This is a genomic window from Polynucleobacter sp. TUM22923, assembly GCF_030295705.1.
Lineage (GTDB): Bacteria > Pseudomonadota > Gammaproteobacteria > Burkholderiales > Burkholderiaceae > Polynucleobacter.
The window spans coordinates 1,577,711-1,592,843 of record NZ_AP027274.1 but is presented as its reverse complement, the minus strand read 5'-3'; the positions used below and the strand labels follow the sequence as shown (position 1 = coordinate 1,592,843).

General features: G+C 44.3%; 16 protein-coding genes, 1 tRNA gene and 2 pseudogenes. 16 read left to right on the top strand and 3 right to left on the bottom strand.

The genetic code is table 11. The features are described from left to right. Positions 1-14 precede the first annotated feature (14 nt). The 12 genes and pseudogenes from QUD86_RS08125 to QUD86_RS08070 all read left to right on the top strand — a co-directional run bounded on the left by QUD86_RS08125 (position 15) and on the right by QUD86_RS08070 (position 9,803). On the top strand, positions 15-1,211 hold the full coding sequence (locus QUD86_RS08125) for a lycopene cyclase family protein (RefSeq protein ID WP_286296526.1): 1,197 nt from the start codon (positions 15-17) through the stop codon (positions 1,209-1,211). Beyond that, the gene (locus QUD86_RS08120; RefSeq protein ID WP_286296524.1) at positions 1,208-2,074 is read left to right on the top strand and encodes a Brp/Blh family beta-carotene 15,15'-dioxygenase; all 867 of its coding nucleotides are present in this window, start codon (positions 1,208-1,210) and stop codon (positions 2,072-2,074) included. The genes QUD86_RS08125 and QUD86_RS08120 overlap by 4 nt, the downstream gene beginning before the upstream one ends. Before the next feature lie 174 nt (positions 2,075-2,248). Further along, a pseudogene (locus QUD86_RS08115) lies at positions 2,249-2,980 on the top strand (fumarylacetoacetate hydrolase family protein). A gap of 27 nt (positions 2,981-3,007) precedes the next feature. Continuing rightward, a complete protein-coding gene (locus QUD86_RS08110; protein ID WP_286296522.1) occupies positions 3,008-3,508 on the top strand; it encodes a cupin domain-containing protein in 501 nt (166 codons plus the stop codon). Between the two features lie 72 nt (positions 3,509-3,580). Continuing rightward, positions 3,581-3,657: transfer RNA gene (locus tag QUD86_RS08105), tRNA-Met, on the top strand. 67 nt (positions 3,658-3,724) lie between these two features. Continuing rightward, positions 3,725-4,258, top strand: a complete 534-nt coding sequence (locus tag QUD86_RS08100) for a DUF2878 domain-containing protein (RefSeq protein WP_286296520.1) — start codon at positions 3,725-3,727, stop codon at positions 4,256-4,258. Between the two features lie 123 nt (positions 4,259-4,381). After that, positions 4,382-5,464, top strand: a complete 1,083-nt coding sequence (gene recA / locus QUD86_RS08095) for a recombinase RecA (RefSeq protein ID WP_502928901.1) — start codon at positions 4,382-4,384, stop codon at positions 5,462-5,464. Between the two features lie 7 nt (positions 5,465-5,471). Then, a complete protein-coding gene (locus QUD86_RS08090; RefSeq protein ID WP_286296517.1) occupies positions 5,472-6,041 on the top strand; it encodes a regulatory protein RecX in 570 nt (189 codons plus the stop codon). Between the two features lie 187 nt (positions 6,042-6,228). Then, positions 6,229-7,398 carry an ADP-forming succinate--CoA ligase subunit beta gene (gene sucC, locus QUD86_RS08085; protein ID WP_286296515.1) on the top strand — a complete coding sequence of 390 codons (1,170 nt, stop codon included), beginning with the start codon at positions 6,229-6,231 and terminating at the stop codon, positions 7,396-7,398. Between the two features lie 14 nt (positions 7,399-7,412). Next, the gene (gene sucD / locus QUD86_RS08080; RefSeq protein WP_286296514.1) at positions 7,413-8,306 is read left to right on the top strand and encodes a succinate--CoA ligase subunit alpha; all 894 of its coding nucleotides are present in this window, start codon (positions 7,413-7,415) and stop codon (positions 8,304-8,306) included. Between the two features lie 97 nt (positions 8,307-8,403). Further along, positions 8,404-9,111, top strand: coding sequence for a TerC family protein (locus tag QUD86_RS08075; RefSeq protein ID WP_286296512.1), 708 nt, complete (start codon positions 8,404-8,406; stop codon positions 9,109-9,111). A 122-nt stretch (positions 9,112-9,233) separates the two neighbouring features. After that, a complete protein-coding gene (locus QUD86_RS08070) occupies positions 9,234-9,803 on the top strand; it encodes a pilin (RefSeq protein ID WP_286296511.1) in 570 nt (189 codons plus the stop codon). A gap of 85 nt (positions 9,804-9,888) precedes the next feature. Here the strand turns inward: QUD86_RS08070 and QUD86_RS08065 are convergent. Further along, positions 9,889-10,017 (bottom strand): annotated as a pseudogene (locus QUD86_RS08065) (cyclic pyranopterin monophosphate synthase MoaC); the annotation flags it as partial. A gap of 544 nt (positions 10,018-10,561) precedes the next feature. On the opposite strand from QUD86_RS08065, the gene QUD86_RS08060 reads away from it, so the two are divergent. The 3 genes from QUD86_RS08060 to QUD86_RS08050 all read left to right on the top strand — a co-directional run bounded on the left by QUD86_RS08060 (position 10,562) and on the right by QUD86_RS08050 (position 13,345). Further along, positions 10,562-11,515, top strand: coding sequence for an IS30 family transposase (locus tag QUD86_RS08060; RefSeq protein ID WP_286295630.1), 954 nt, complete (start codon positions 10,562-10,564; stop codon positions 11,513-11,515). Between the two features lie 117 nt (positions 11,516-11,632). Further along, on the top strand, positions 11,633-12,427 hold the full coding sequence (locus QUD86_RS08055; protein WP_286296509.1) for a hypothetical protein: 795 nt from the start codon (positions 11,633-11,635) through the stop codon (positions 12,425-12,427). Between the two features lie 108 nt (positions 12,428-12,535). Then, entirely contained in the window at positions 12,536-13,345 is an 810-nt protein-coding gene (locus tag QUD86_RS08050) for an autotransporter outer membrane beta-barrel domain-containing protein (RefSeq protein ID WP_286296506.1), read from the top strand. Between the two features lie 50 nt (positions 13,346-13,395). Here QUD86_RS08050 and QUD86_RS08045 read toward each other — a convergent pair whose 3' ends face one another. Next, positions 13,396-13,815 (bottom strand): HGGxSTG domain-containing protein, encoded by a 420-nt coding sequence (locus tag QUD86_RS08045; RefSeq protein ID WP_286296494.1) that lies wholly within the window; start codon positions 13,813-13,815, stop codon positions 13,396-13,398. Between the two features lie 154 nt (positions 13,816-13,969). After that, positions 13,970-14,848: a DNA primase family protein gene (locus tag QUD86_RS08040; protein WP_286298723.1), complete on the bottom strand. Its 879-nt coding sequence runs from the start codon at positions 14,846-14,848 to the stop codon at positions 13,970-13,972. On the opposite strand from QUD86_RS08040, the gene QUD86_RS08035 reads away from it, so the two are divergent. After that, positions 14,738-15,130 carry a DNA polymerase gene (locus QUD86_RS08035; protein WP_286296502.1) on the top strand — a complete coding sequence of 131 codons (393 nt, stop codon included), beginning with the start codon at positions 14,738-14,740 and terminating at the stop codon, positions 15,128-15,130. The genes QUD86_RS08040 and QUD86_RS08035 overlap by 111 nt on opposite strands. Positions 15,131-15,133: the final 3 nt, after the last annotated feature.

The following is a 15,133-nucleotide window of genomic DNA, read 5'->3' as shown; positions in this document are numbered from 1 at the left end:
AGTAGTTATTACTGATGGCTGAAAAATATGATCTGATTATCTTGGGGGGAGGCTGCGCAGGCCTTAGCCTAGCCAGAGAGCTTGCGCTGTTGAAAGACAAGAAGTTGAAAGTATTGCTTTTAGAGTCCCGCAAAAAATACGAAAATGATCGTACTTGGTGCTTTTGGGAGCCTCCCGAAAAGGCTGCAAAGGGTAAGCAAATTCAGACTCATGAAAATGTAACCCACCAATGGAGCATGCTGAGAATTAGCTCCAATCAGGAAAGTATTTTTTTTCCCTGTAAGAGCCGCCCCTATCAAATGCTTGCTTCTGACCAATTTTATCAAGCAGCATTAAAAATGATCTATGCCTCCTCTCAAATTGAAGTTGAACTAGGGGCTATTGTTGAAGATGTTGCTCATCATTTTCAAGATCATTGGGAGGTGAAGACCAGCATAGGTGTATTCCAGAGTTCATTTTTGGTTGATACTCGTCCAGATAGCGTCAACCCCAATACCAATACCATTCTTTGGCAATCGTTTTATGGCTATGAAATTGAATGTGTCGATGCGATCTTTGATTCAAGCATAGCCGATCTAATGGATTTCTTGCCAGACTCAGACCGCATTGCATTTACCTACTTTTTACCCATATCAGCTACCCGGGCCTTGATTGAATTTACTGTATTTGCTCCTAGCCCTTTTACAGCAACAGACCTGGCCCCTTACCTTGAGAGCGCTGTTAAAGAGCGTGTAGGGGGTGCGGCATTCTCTATTTTGAGATCTGAAAGTGCGTGCTTACCTATGGGGTTAGATGTGCCGCCAAGCGTTGCTGATGCCAGTTACGCCAAAGTAGGAGTAATGGCAGGGTCTGCTAGGGCCAGTACGGGTTATGCCTTTCAAAGAATTCAGCAATGGGCTCGACTATGTGCGGCTTCATTGATCCAGTCAGAGGTATTAATTAATCAGCCGTCCGATCCTTGGATTGTTCGCAAGATGGATCTTTTATTTTTAAAGGTATTGCGTTCTGATCCAGCTAATGCGCCAAGCTTATTTTTATCTCTCTTTAAAAATGTTTCCCCATCGATAGCGATTCGTTTCCTGAGTGGCGAGGCAAGGACCTTGGATTACCTATCGATTATTCGCTCTTTACCAGCAGTACCATTTATTCGAGAGCTTTTGCGTCCCATATTGCCCAAAGAAAAAGAAGTTCGTCAGAAGGTAAGTCTATGAACCTTAGGCTCCAAGGGCAATTATTTTGTGCCTTTTCTTTTTTGATGATTTTTGTCTATTTATTGGGCTTTACCCTGGATAAAAAAGTGGAGTGGCTAATACTTATTGCCCTGATTACTTTACTAGGTATTCCGCATGGAGCTCTAGACGCCATTCTTGCTAAGCCCCTCTATAAAATAAACTCTTTAATGCAGTGGCTGATCTTTTTAACGGCCTATCTAGCGCTAGCCGCAGCAGTGGTGCTAGTTTGGTGGGCGGCTCCTACTTTTTTCTTAATTGGGTTTTTAATTATTTCTGCCATTCATTTTTCAACGGATATTGAAGGTCAGTTTTCTCATATTTATCGCTTCACTTACGGCTCATGTATTTTGGTTTTACCGGCACTTTTATATGCTCCTGAGATGCATATTTTATTTGCCTTCGTGGCTGGGGAAGAGGCTGCAAATACGGTCATGGCAGGCTTACGGCCAATAGCAATACCTTGGCTGATTGCAGCTATTTCTCTAGCTGTAGTCCATATCCGAAAAGATCGCTTTAGTAGCGTTGAATTTCTGGCGGTTATTGCAGTGGCTAGCTTTTTGCCCCCATTACTAGCATTTACTATTTTCTTCTGCGGCATGCACGGGCCGCGCCACATCATGCGTGCTTATCGGTTTGCTAATTTACAGTCAGGCACTCAATTACTCAAAGGCATGGCGTTACCCATGATTTTTGTATTGGGGGCTTTTATTGCAGCGTGGATGTTATTGCCTCAGGCACCGTTGGATGGACAGCTCATTCAGATCCTATTTGTGATCTTGGCAGCGTTGACTGTTCCGCATATGTTGGTGATTGATAGACTTTCGCATGCCTCGTCTAGCTGATATTGATCCCTAGGGTTTTCCTGATAGTTGAACTAGTGAATATGAACATGAATACGCATAAGATGGTGTATTCATTTTCTTAAGGAATAAGCAATGTCAAATTTTAATAGTGATGCCCTTAGTCGACGCAGTGCAATCAAGTTAGGCGTTGTGTCGCTTTCTTCTGTAGGCGTGATGTCTTCAGCTCAGGCGCATAAAGAAGCTGATTCGGTTAAAACGCCATTTGCAGTTGCGCAAACATTGATTCCAATTGCAGGTAGTAGCGCTGAATTTCCAGTGCGCCGTATTTACTGCATTGGTCGAAATTATGCGGCTCATGCACGCGAGATGGGTTCAGACCCTACGCGGGAGCCACCATTCTTTTTTCAAAAGCCAACGGATGCCATTCAGTTTGTTGCGCCAAATAAAATAGTCGATCATGCATATCCTTCTCTGACCAAAAATTATCACTATGAAGTTGAGCTAGTGGCAGCCTTAAACAAAGGCGGTAAAAATATTCCCATTGATAAAGCGCTTGATCATGTCTTTGGGTATGCCTTGGGCCTAGATATGACACGCCGGGACTTACAGCGTTTTATGGGTGATCAGAAGAAGCCTTGGGAAATAGGCAAATCGTTTGATCACTCTGCACCGATAGGGCCTATTTATCCTTTAGCGCAAGTGGGGCACTTTACTAAAGGGACTATTGCCCTTTCGGTAAATGGAGTGGTAAAGTAAAAGGCGACTCTGGACCAGATGATTTGGTCTGTGGCGGAGCAAATTTCTAAATTATCAGAAGCGAATGAGCTCTTTTCTGGGGATATTATTTACTCTGGAACGCCCGAGAATGTAGGGCCGGTAGTAAGAGGGGATATTGTGCGCTGTAGCATCGATAACTTACCGGACCTAGTTATCAAGATTGTTTAATTTAATAACACTAATTATTTTTTGCTAATGCCATTTATTCAAGATTCAGTTGAAGAGCTTGTTCAACGCTTAAATCTACTTCCGCACCCCGAGGGTGGATTCTATAGGGAGATGTATCGCGCTCCCCTAGAGCTTGAGGTGCCGATCCTCAATGGCATGCGCCCTGCTTATACGAGTATTTATTTTCTGTTACCAGGAAATTCCTTCTCAGCTTGGCACAAGGTCGCCTCTGATGAAAGCTGGTTTTTTCATACGGGCTGCCCTTTATCCATTTATTTGATGAATGCTTTGGGGCAACTAGAGGAGCATCGTGTTGGTTTCGGCGATCAATTGCAGATGACTGTGCCTGCTAATACTTGGTTTGCAGCAAAAGCACATGAAGAGTCTTCTTTTAGCTTGGTTAGCTGTACCGTCGCACCAGGTTTCGATTTTGCAGACTTTGAACTAGGGCGGCGCCAGCAATTATTAGATCAATTTGGTGATACTGAAGCAAATAGAGCCATCATTACCCAGCTTACAAGGCAATAGGCTGGCGTGGCCAAAAGCGAGTTAGTCCAGATATCACCCCTAATCTAGCCAATTTGTTACAATCATCCCTTCGGCGAATTAGCTCAGCTGGTTAGAGCGACGGAATCATAATCCGCAGGTCCGGGGTTCAAATCCCTGATTCGCCACCATGTTTAGAAGGCCATTGCCCAGCGGTGATGGCCTTTTTCTTAGGCAGAGTTGCTTGGGGGTGTGCTGATGGCTAAATTTTGGAATTTTGTGATTTTTCAGCTAGGCTGGTTTGCTTGCATCATTGGTGCAGCTAAACAGGAAGTGCTTTGGCCTGCATTAGGCACTTTGGCCTATATTGCCTGGCACATTTGGCGCTCACCCCAGCCTATTCTTGAGCTGAGGCTCATTATTAAGGCGGTCTTGTTTGGAGTGAGTGCAGACTCACTTATTGCTTATTTTGGTTTTCTTAGGTTCGAGGATGCTTGGCCAAGTGCGAATCTATCGCCACTATGGATGTGGGCGCTTTGGGCTTTAGTGGCCAGCACCATTAATAGTTCCTTATCTTGGCTACGAGGGAGACCCATTTTGGGGGCTATTCTCGGAGGGATCGCTGGACCAATGTCTTATGAGGCCGGCATCAGGATGGGGGCCGGAGCCTGGGGCATTCACGGGCAAATAGGGGGTTTAGTCCTATTAAGCTTAGTTTGGGCGGTGGCAATTCCCTTATTCTTTTACTGGGATCGAATCGCTGCAGGACCAAGCCTAGCGAAGAATCAGTAATAAGTACGTAAAAGACGCTTGCAAATAGTACTGTTTTTATATACAGTAACTCGCATGACCTTTAAAAACAAAAAATCAGCAGGAAAAAGCCCTCTAAATAGCGAAAAGGAATTTAACATGGCCTTGGATGATAAGAAAAAATCAGCCTCATCAGAGTTTGACGGAATGAGCGGAGATAAGCAAAAAGCATTAAGTGCAGCTTTGGCGCAAATTGAGAAGCAGTTCGGTAAAGGCTCAATCATGAGATTGGGCGATGCAGAAATTAACCAAGATATTCAGGTGGTTTCAAGCGGTTCCTTGGGCCTAGACATCGCTTTAGGAGTTGGCGGTTTAGCACGTGGTCGTGTAATCGAGATTTATGGTCCCGAGTCTTCAGGCAAAACGACATTAACCCTGCATGCAATTGCAGAAATGCAAAAGATCGGCGGTACATGTGCCTTCATTGACGCTGAGCATGCCTTAGATGTTCAGTACGCTTCACGCCTAGGCGTAGATGTCAATAATTTATTAATTTCTCAGCCAGATACAGGTGAGCAAGCATTAGAAATCGCAGATGCGTTAGTGCGCTCCGGTTCAATTGACCTCATTGTGATCGACTCAGTGGCCGCGTTGGTTCCAAGGGCTGAGATCGAGGGTGACATGGGCGATTCCTTGCCAGGATTGCAAGCGCGTTTGATGAGTCAGGCTTTACGTAAACTGACTGGTGCAATCAAGCGAACGAATACGACGGTAATTTTTATTAACCAAATTCGAATGAAAATTGGCGTGATGTTTGGCTCCCCAGAGACTACTACTGGCGGTAATGCGCTGAAGTTCTATGCCTCTATGCGCTTAGATATTCGTCGCATTGGTAGCATCAAGAAGGGTGATGAAATTGTCGGCAACGAGACTCGCGTTAAAGTGGTGAAGAATAAGGTATCCCCTCCGTTTCGTGAGGCAATTTTTGACATCATGTACGGCGCTGGCATCTCAAGAGAAGGTGAGATTATTGATATGGGCGTTGAGGCGGATATCGTTGAAAAATCTGGTTCTTGGTATAGCTACAACGGAGATCGCATCGGTCAAGGTAAAGATAACGTGCGCGAGTTCTTGAAAGAAAATCCAGCAATCGCGATTGATATTGAAACAAAAATTCGTGCGAAGTTGGGCGTGAAGGCAGGAACGGCAATTGTTAGTGACGTTGTGAGCGAAGAAGAGGAAGCGTAGTCGTTCCATGTCAGAGCTAGGCGGTAAAGATAAGCAAAGCCCGAGTCTCAAAGCTCGGGCTTTGCGCTTTTTATCAATGTGCGAATATTCCCGCAAGAGCCTGGGGGCAAAGTTAGAAGAATCAGTTGCTAGATCGTTAAAGCTACAGCGTACTCGAGCAAAATCGGAGGAGGCTAGCTCAGGTAGCCAAGAATCAGAGGATTCTGATTCAGCGAATTGCATTCCAGCTAAACCCTTAAGTATTCAGATAGAAGAAGTATTAAATGATTTTGAGGCAAGAGGGTGGTTGTCAGATCAGCGATTTGCAGAGGCGCTAGTTAGACGACGTAGTGAACGCTTTGGCACTAGAAAAATACAAGATGAGCTGCAGCAGGCAGGCGTCGATAGCAGTAAGACTACAGAGCTCTTGAGATCCCTAAAAGAAACAGAGTTTCAGCGTGCACATGCACTGTGGCTGCGTAAGTTTGGCATTGTTGCTCAAGAGCAAAAAGAGAAGGCCCGGCAGTACCGTTTTCTGGCTTCGAAAGGATTTAGCTCAGATGTTGTGTCTAGGGTAGTCACAGGACGCTCCAATTAGGGGAAATACGGAGTTTGCACAGCTTATTGCGGCATTGCAGCATGCTAGACTACTAAGCTTGGATATTTGCCGAATTTACTAAACTTTTGTTCTCTACAGATTTACATTGTGCAGAAGTGCCAGAAAAGTAAATCCGGCTTTGAAAATCCTCATCGCCTTCTAAAAAGACACTGATTCAGGAGTAATAATGAAAATTCATGAGTACCAAGGCAAAGAGCTACTACGCCAATTTAATGTGCCTGTTCCAAATGGCATCCCTGCATTTACTGTTGATGAGGCAGTAAAAGCTGCTGAAACATTGGGCGGCCCAGTATGGGTAGTCAAAGCCCAGATTCATGCAGGTGGTCGAGGTAAAGGCGGTGGCGTAAAGCTAGCCAGAAGTATGGATGAAGTAAAGAAATACGCTTCTGAAATTATGGGTATGCAGTTAAAAACCCATCAAACAGGACCAGAAGGCCAAAAGGTCAATCGCCTCTTAATTGAAGATGGCGCAGATATTAAAAAAGAGTACTACTTCAGTATTGTGACTGATCGTGGCACCCAAAAGAACGTGATCATGGCGTCTAGCGAAGGCGGCATGGATATTGAAGAGGTTGCAGAATCACACCCAGAAAAAATTATTAAAGTGTTTGTCGATCCTCTTATTGGATTAACCGATGCTGACTGCCTAATCATTGCAAATGGAATTGGCGTTCCTGATGCCTCAATTCCAATGGCTAGTGAAGTATTTAAAAATCTTTACAAAACGTATTGGGAAACCGATGCCTCACTAGTGGAAATCAATCCACTAATCTTAGAAGGTAATGGCAAGATCAAAGCGTTAGATGCTAAATTTAATTTTGATCCGAACGCTCTATATCGTCATCCAGAAATCGTAGCGTATCGCGATATTGATGAAGAAGATGCTGCAGAAATTGAGGCTTCTAAGTTCGATTTAGCGTATATCTCACTAGACGGCAATATTGGCTGTTTAGTAAATGGCGCGGGCTTAGCAATGGCAACAATGGACACCATTAAATTGTTCGGTGGCGAGCCAGCCAACTTCCTAGATGTAGGCGGTGGCGCTACAGCAGAGAAGGTTACAGAGGCTTTTAAAATCATGCTCAAGAACAAGAGTGTGGAAGCGATTCTGGTTAATATTTTTGGCGGCATCATGCGTTGTGATGTGATTGCTGATGGCGTAGTTACTGCTTGTAAGGCAGTGAACTTAACAGTTCCTTTGGTTGTGCGAATGAAGGGCACCAACGAAGATCTAGGCAAGAAAATACTTGCAGACTCAGGCTTGCCTATCATTAGCGCCGATTCAATGGCTGAAGCGGCTACGAAAGTAGTTGCTGCCGTTGCTAAAAATAAATAATCAAGGAAATCAATATGTCTATTTTGGTTAACAAAAATACAAGAGTTATTACGCAAGGTATTACTGGAAAAACTGGACAGTTTCATACTGAAAAGTGCCAGGAATACGCAAATGGTAAAAATTGTTTTGTCGCTGGCGTCAATCCTAAAAAAGCAGGCGAGTCTATTTTCAACATTCCAATTTATGGGACGGTGAAAGAAGCTGCCGAGCAAACAGGGGCAACTACTTCGGTTATTTACGTTCCGCCTCCTGGCGCCGCTGCTGCAATCTGGGAAGCAGTTGAGGCTGACTTAGATTTCGTGATCTGCATTACAGAAGGTATTCCAGTTAAGGATATGCTGGAGTTACGTAATAAGATGACAACTAAAGAAGCGGCGGGTGGTAAGAAGACGCTACTGCTGGGCCCTAATTGCCCTGGGATTATTACCCCAGACGAAATTAAGATTGGCATCATGCCCGGCCATATTCATAAGAAGGGCCGCATTGGTGTTGTTAGTCGTTCGGGTACCTTAACTTATGAAGCAGTGGGTCAATTAACATCAATTGGCCTAGGTCAATCGACTGCGGTTGGTATTGGCGGTGATCCCATTAATGGCTTGAAGCACATTGACATCATGAAGATGTTTAATGAAGATCCCGAAACCGATGCCGTCATCATGATTGGTGAGATCGGCGGACCAGACGAGGCAGAAGCTGCGCTTTGGTGTAAGGATAATATGAAGAAGCCGGTAGTTGGTTTTATTGCTGGTGTCACAGCGCCTCCAGGCAAGCGTATGGGCCATGCAGGGGCACTGATCTCTGGTGGTGCAGATACTGCAGATGCCAAGCTTGAAGTGATGGAGGAGTGCGGCTTCAAAGTCACTCGAAATCCGTCAGAAATGGCAGCCTTGCTTAAAGCTATGTTGTAATTGTGGTCTTATGAGTAAATTGACATGCTGATTCGTCGGCATGTCTTTTGTAGCACCCTGTAGTTAAAACTAAAATATTAAGAAATACGGAGACAATATGGATTTTTCAGCATTCTCAGACGCGACATTTTGGGCGGCACTACTCTCAATCATTGTTGCTAACATCCTCTTATCTGGCGACAACGCCGTGGTGATTGCCTTGGCATCACGCAACTTGCCCCCTGCACAACAAAAGAAAGCTATTTTCTGGGGTAGCGCTGCCGCCATTGTTTTGCGCGTTGTACTGACCATTACTGCAGTAGCATTACTGTCATTACCTTACTTAAAAATTGTGGGTGCTTTGCTCTTGCTCTATATCGGCATTCAATTGTTATCCGATAGTGGTGGCGAAGAGGATATGAAAGGCGAGTCCAGTATTTGGGCGGCTATTCGTACGATCTTGATTGCTGACTTAGTAATGAGCTTGGATAACGTCTTAGCAGTTGCTGCTGCAGCTCAAAAAGGCCCGCAAGAAACACAACTTTTACTGTTGATTATCGGTTTAGGTATGTCCATTCCCTTAATCATCTTTGGTAGCGCTATGTTGCTTAAGGTGATGGATCGCTTTCCAGTCATTATTACTTTAGGTGCTGGTCTACTAGGTTTATTAGCCGGCGGTATGCTGGTTGATGATCCTGCGATCAAGGATAGTATTCAGGAAGCGCTTGGCGATGCAAAACTGGCATTTGAGGTCATTGGCGTAGCGATTGTCATCTTGGTCGGTACTTATTTAAAGAAAAAGAATGCTGGCAAACACGCCCATTAAGTATCTTGCGTACTAATCTGAAAAAGCCGGCCCTTAAAGCCGGCTTTTCTGACATTTAAGCACCTTGAATCTGTTCGGTATAGACTGGATGATAAGGTATTTAACCACCGGAGCTTATGGAAATGTCAGTACAAATACAGCAGTCCAAACGGCAACCAAAACAGCAACCAACACAACAAACACAACAAACACAACAAACACAAGGCCAGTCAGAATCAGGCTTCACCCTAATTGAAGTGATGGTGGTAGTTGCCATCATCGGCATCCTTGTTGCCGTAGCGGTACCTCAGTATCAGGATTACATTGCACGCAGTCGCATCGTGGAAGGAATGAACTTATCCTCAAGTGCAAAGTTGGCTGTGACAGAAGCTTTTGCGAGTCGTGGAACGGCGCCGATGAATGAGGCGACAGATGGATCATTTACATTTGTTACCACTCGCAGCGTCAAGCTCATTGAGATTACCCCATCCGGAGCAATTGAGATCGACTATCAAAGTAACGTTGCCCCAGACGGCAAAAATACACTTCACCTTATTCCAACAAATGACCCAGATAGCAATATTCCAAGGATGATTGATTTGTCCAAGCCGGAGGGTACAACTTGGGCTGGAGGATGGTCGTGCAGATCGACTGAAACAAGCTTATTGCCACAGCTTTTACCGTCAGAATGCCGCATTACTGGCAGAAAGTAAGCGCATTAAGTAACTTAATTCAGCAAGTAAAAGGTCACCCTTTGGGTGACCTTTGTTTATCTGAGGTGCACTAGAAACGAAGCATTTAAGCTGCTTTCCACTCCCCAGACTTGCCACCACTCTTTTCTAGTAGGTGAACATCGCCCATGACCATGCCCCTATCAACTGCTTTAGCCATGTCATAAATCGTGAGGAGGGCAACTTGGACAGCGGTGAAAAACCTAATAAAAACAAGCAATTACGAAAAACTTAAAACTTTATAGAGCGCAATTCTACTGGTTTGAATAAATACTATTGGGCCCAATTTGGGCCAGAGATGAATGTACCACGAAGCGTATTTGAACCTTCATACTGGAAGGGGGGGTACCGCATATGCGTTTTAAAAGCACCCTTTTTAATGACCCTATACACCAACTTTTCGGTTTAGGTACTTAAATTTATCTACGCACTAGGTTTTGCACAGTGGGAGAGCATTATTTTGAACGACCTTCATTATCACTGGCTCCTAAAGATATGGCAGCAGAGAGCTTGGAAGGCAATCTGGCTGGAGGTTTGGGGGTAGCAGAGTGGGGGGTTTATACAAAAGCAGTGTTTTTTGAGTGTTTAGGCTAGAAAAACACTGCTTTTAGTTAAAAAGGTTCTTTGCACGATGTTTTGCACGGTGAATTCAACTACGAAGTGCAACTTTGATCAATTAGAGCTAGTGGCTAAGGATATTTTAGTATCCATAGTTTCTAGACCTGCAAGTCAAAGTAGCCATGACCTATCAACACCTTAGCCAAGAAGAACGATATCAGATTTATATCCTCATGAAAGACGGAAAAACCCAAAGCCAGATCGCCCAGCTCATGAATCGACATAAGTCGACCATTGGCCGAGAGCTATCTCGCAATACCGGAGGCAGAGGATATCGACCGAGACAAGCCTGTTTATTAGCAGAGGAACGCTCCCTAGGCTCTCGTAATGCTACCCAAATCACCCCAGCTGATTGGGATCAAACGGTAGAGTACCTACAAGACCAATGGAGCCCTGAGCAAATCGCAGATGTTGTAGGGATTAGCCATGAGACCATCTATCGCCATGTTTATGCTGATAAAGCCGCTGGTGGCACTCTTTACCAGCAGTTACGCTGTCAAAAGAAACGTAAAAAGCGCTATGCCAGTGGCCGGGATCGACGAGGCCAGATCGTAGGCAGAAGGCCGATTAGTGAGCGCCCAGAGCATATTGAAGCCAGATCTCAAGTCGGTCACTGGGAAGGCGATACCGTGATTGGGGCAGCGCACAAACAAGCTATTGTGACCTTAGTGGAGCGCAAGAGTGGTTATGCTGTTCTAGCCAAAGTACCCAATAAAACTTCGACCCTGGTAGGTAACGCCATTATTGAAGGACTGGCCCCCTATCAAGCTAAGGTCAAAACACTAACTTATGACAACGGAAAGGAATTTGCCGAGCACGCCCGGATTGATACAGCACTGCAATCCACCACCTACTTTGCTGATCCTTTTGCCAGTTGGCAACGCGGTTCTAATGAAAACTTCAATGGCTTACTAAGGCAATACATCCCCAAAAAGAGGCCTTTATCCACCGTAACTGATGAGGAGCTTAGAATGATTGAAAGCAAGCTTAATAACCGACCTCGTAAGAGGTTGGGATTTAAAACCCCCAATGAAGTGTTTATGCAGTCCTTAAACCGTGTTGCACTTCGTGTTTGAATCTACGCACCATTAATAGGCAGATTTTATAAAATATTTATTAGCTGTACAGCTAACTAGTGATATTATTTTTGAAAATAATTGAAGTGAAAAAAATAACTATTATTAGGTGTTGAAATGAAATTAAAGAATATTTTCTTAGTGTTAATGCTGTCTAGTGCGGCTATATTTTCTGGTGGAATAAAGGCGCAAACTTGTACTGGTGGCACTACTACTGTGTCAAGCTCCATTTCAGGCAAGCAAAGTATCACCTCCGACAATCTTTGTTTTACAGTTACCTCCACAGGATCTATTAACAATAACAGTGAATATGGGATAGCTAGCGAAGGTAAAACAGGACTTGTAATTATCAATAATGGGGATATTTTAAATAGTGGCAACACCCTAGATGGAATTTGGAATAACTCCTCGGGCAGCATTAGCTTACTTAATAATAATGGCAGGATTATAGGTGGTAGCTCTGGCGTATATAACGATCCAGGTTCATTGATTGGCACTCTAAATAATACTGGCACGATTACAGGACTTACTGAGGGAATTAATAACAATGGCACAATTACCAACCTTAATAATGCTCAAGGGGTTGGCAACACAAACGGTGCGTTAACTTATAAAGGTGCCCTACCCACAAACTACAACATCATCATCAACTCCGCCATTAACTATGGACAGTTATCAGGTATCAGCGTTACAGGCTCTACCAACTTTGGAATCTACGCTGGTGGAGTCAACGGAGTAGCCGCCTCGGTTATTGCAAAAGGCACTTACTCAAGAGTTCTCTCTGGCATGACGTCTGCTAATCTGGCTGGCACTACTGCAGGTAATTACAACGGTTTTACTTGGCGCCTAAATAACTCTTCTGGCAGCATTTGGGACTTAATTGTTACAGGCGCTTCAACCACCGATACCTAAGCCTCCCTAGCCAACACCGCATCAGCCCTTCAAAATACTTACACCCTACAAAACTCCGTACTATCCAATAGCTTTAGTTACGACTGTGATGTATTTGGTGATAACAATGTGTGCGTAAGTGCTGGTGGACGTAATACTGCGGTATCAGCAGCCAATGGTTTAAACAATACGAGTGGTTTATTAATCGCTGCTTACAGAGTCAAACCTAGTATTCGTATTGGTGCCTATGCTGACCAGAACCTCTCAGTAAACAACGCAGGATCCACAGTAAACCTAGGTAACAACACCCCACTCATTGGCGTATTCGGTGCTTGGAATGAGCGTTTAGATGGCACTGGTACGGAAGTCAAAGTAACAGCCGCTTATGGACAAAAGAACACCACAGTAACTCGTAGTGTTGTTGGTACCAGTGAAGCTGGCTCTGGTGGTTCACAGTTAAACAGTCAAGGTGCACAAGCTGTTGTGAAGTATGGCTTTGGTGTGGCTGACAATGTCATCGTTAGTCCATACGCTGGTGTTCGTTATACCCAGAACAATATGGGTGGCTATACAGAAGGTACTAGTACAGCAGTCACAGCACCACTTACTTACTCAGCACTTAATACCAACGCTACAACCGCATTAGCTGGTGTGGGTGCTAGGTATAACGGCATTCCACAAACAACCTTAATGGCAAGTGCTGGTGTAGAAACAGATACCAATACAGCGAACGGTTCTTACTCTGCTACAGGAGTGACTGGTTTAACCCCAATTAACTTCAACAGTAATCCAGTTAAAACTCGTCCAACAGCTTCTATTGGTGCTTACTATGATGTTGCTAAGAATCAACGCTTAGGAGTGACTGGTATTTACAGACAAGAAGCGTATCAAGGAGTGAGTACTACAACAGTGATGGCTACTTATACGGTGGGTTTGTAAGGATTAGTTAAGATAGCAATAGATCGCATTATTTAGTCTAGATAACCACCTTAGGGTGGTTTTTCTTTAGGTAGTGTTTTTGATAGTGCTTGAACAAGTTGCTCTGGGTCATTTAGGTCAAGCTTAGCCAGCACCCCCTTAGGTTTACGCCCATTAGTATTGGTCCCATCAAATAACCCCACATGATTACCAATGAGCTCTAAGTAATAAAACATAGTTGACTTCTCACTACGCTCAGCTTTTGCTTCTAAAGTCTCTTCACCATGCTTATAGTGGGCTGCTCGTATCTTTGCTTTGCCTTCTTTTGTTTTTGGCCCAGTACTTCTACCGCCATGGCTTGAGCATACTGCCTTGCCATTCAGAGCAGGTTTAGCACACTGCAGCTTTGTTCGAGATGACTGGGCTTTACAACGCCGACAAATTATCTTGCCACCAGCAGTAACTAATAAAGGCTCAGGGTTTTTAATCATATTTGCACCTTAATAAAGGGGTCAGGCAGGCGGCCTTTAAAGTTAACCGCCATACCTATGACCGAGCCTTATCGATTCTTTTGCAAAGTGCAGGGAGTGCATACTTTTGTATCAAAATAAAAAACCTTTTTAATAATCTTTCATGGAAGACTTTCTAGAAAAACGATAAAACCTGCACTACCTGCACTGGTTCAAAAATACTACCTACTTCTTTAAATTCAACTAACTTTATGCCTGAGTAATAGCGCTTCCCATTGGATGGCAGTTGTCTTGCTCCACGCTCTTTAAGTTTTTGGGTAAGCCGAATCTTTGAGAGTGGATTAGTCCCGTTTGCACGACACCAATTTTGGTAATAAAAGTACACATCTGCCTCAATTGCTCGAGCCGTAGCGTCAAATTCAATTTTTTCCGTCAAGAAATGTCCAAGCAAGTCAGATTCTGTTCTGTATTCAGAGCTTTCTTGTTTGATGGTTTGGCATATAGCTAAGCCACCCTTATGCCACTGAACAGCGCCCTCAACAATCCATGCCAATATGCCATCAGCCTCTTGGATTAACTTTTCTTCAAGATTGGGGTCTCTTTCAGCCTCTGCAAACTTACGGGCAAATGGGATTACAACTAACCTACGCCAAATGCCATCATCATCTTCTTTGACTACTGGCTTATGGTTTGTTTTTAGCCACACCTTACCCGAGGGCTTATAGGTCATATGGTCTTTATATAAAGCTCTGGCACTAATTGCCTCTCTACCTGCCAAAAGCTTTACTACTTGCTCATCAAGGCGGTCTCCGCTTTGCATTTCATTAAGCGATATATAGCGATAACCAGCCAAACCAGCAATGTCTGAGCGAGGGCTACTATCATCATCCCGCCTGGCTTTTAGAAGGCTAGGGGAGCCTGTTTTCCCATATCCACCTGCAATATGTTGAATGACATTGGACATCACACTTTTGCCATTTGCACCAAATCCATAGCAAATCACCATGATTTCCTCGGTCACGCTGCCCATACTGGACGCTGGGGTGGCGCTGATAAGATAAACCTACAGAATTTACCAAGTAGAGGGGCAAACGGAGGGAAGTTGAAGAAGGCTATCATGGCGCCTAAAGGGTACTTAATGATTGATGCTGACTCAGCTCAGATTGAAGCAAGAGTGCTAGCGTGGCTAGCAGGACAAGACGATTTAACGGAGGCATTTAAAAATGGACAGGATATTTACAGCATCATGGCATCTGCTATATACGGCAAGGAAGTTAGTGAAATCACAAAGGAGGAAAGGTTCGTGGGTAAGACGACTATCCTCGGGGCGGGTTAGAGC

Coding starts and splice junctions, on each gene's coding strand:
- QUD86_RS08090 (WP_286296517.1), top strand. CDS start 5,472: ATGTCAGAGCTAGGCGGTAAAGATAAGCAAAGCCCGAGTCTCAAAGCT.
- QUD86_RS08120 (WP_286296524.1), top strand. CDS start 1,208: ATGAACCTTAGGCTCCAAGGGCAATTATTTTGTGCCTTTTCTTTTTTG.
- QUD86_RS08070 (WP_286296511.1), top strand. CDS start 9,234: ATGTCAGTACAAATACAGCAGTCCAAACGGCAACCAAAACAGCAACCA.
- QUD86_RS08060 (WP_286295630.1), top strand. CDS start 10,562: ATGACCTATCAACACCTTAGCCAAGAAGAACGATATCAGATTTATATC.
- sucC (WP_286296515.1), top strand. CDS start 6,229: ATGAAAATTCATGAGTACCAAGGCAAAGAGCTACTACGCCAATTTAAT.
- QUD86_RS08125 (WP_286296526.1), top strand. CDS start 15: ATGGCTGAAAAATATGATCTGATTATCTTGGGGGGAGGCTGCGCAGGC.
- sucD (WP_286296514.1), top strand. CDS start 7,413: ATGTCTATTTTGGTTAACAAAAATACAAGAGTTATTACGCAAGGTATT.
- QUD86_RS08100 (WP_286296520.1), top strand. CDS start 3,725: ATGGCTAAATTTTGGAATTTTGTGATTTTTCAGCTAGGCTGGTTTGCT.
- QUD86_RS08035 (WP_286296502.1), top strand. CDS start 14,738: ATGTTGAATGACATTGGACATCACACTTTTGCCATTTGCACCAAATCC.
- QUD86_RS08075 (WP_286296512.1), top strand. CDS start 8,404: ATGGATTTTTCAGCATTCTCAGACGCGACATTTTGGGCGGCACTACTC.
- QUD86_RS08110 (WP_286296522.1), top strand. CDS start 3,008: ATGCCATTTATTCAAGATTCAGTTGAAGAGCTTGTTCAACGCTTAAAT.
- QUD86_RS08055 (WP_286296509.1), top strand. CDS start 11,633: ATGAAATTAAAGAATATTTTCTTAGTGTTAATGCTGTCTAGTGCGGCT.
- QUD86_RS08045 (WP_286296494.1), bottom strand. CDS start 13,815: ATGATTAAAAACCCTGAGCCTTTATTAGTTACTGCTGGTGGCAAGATA.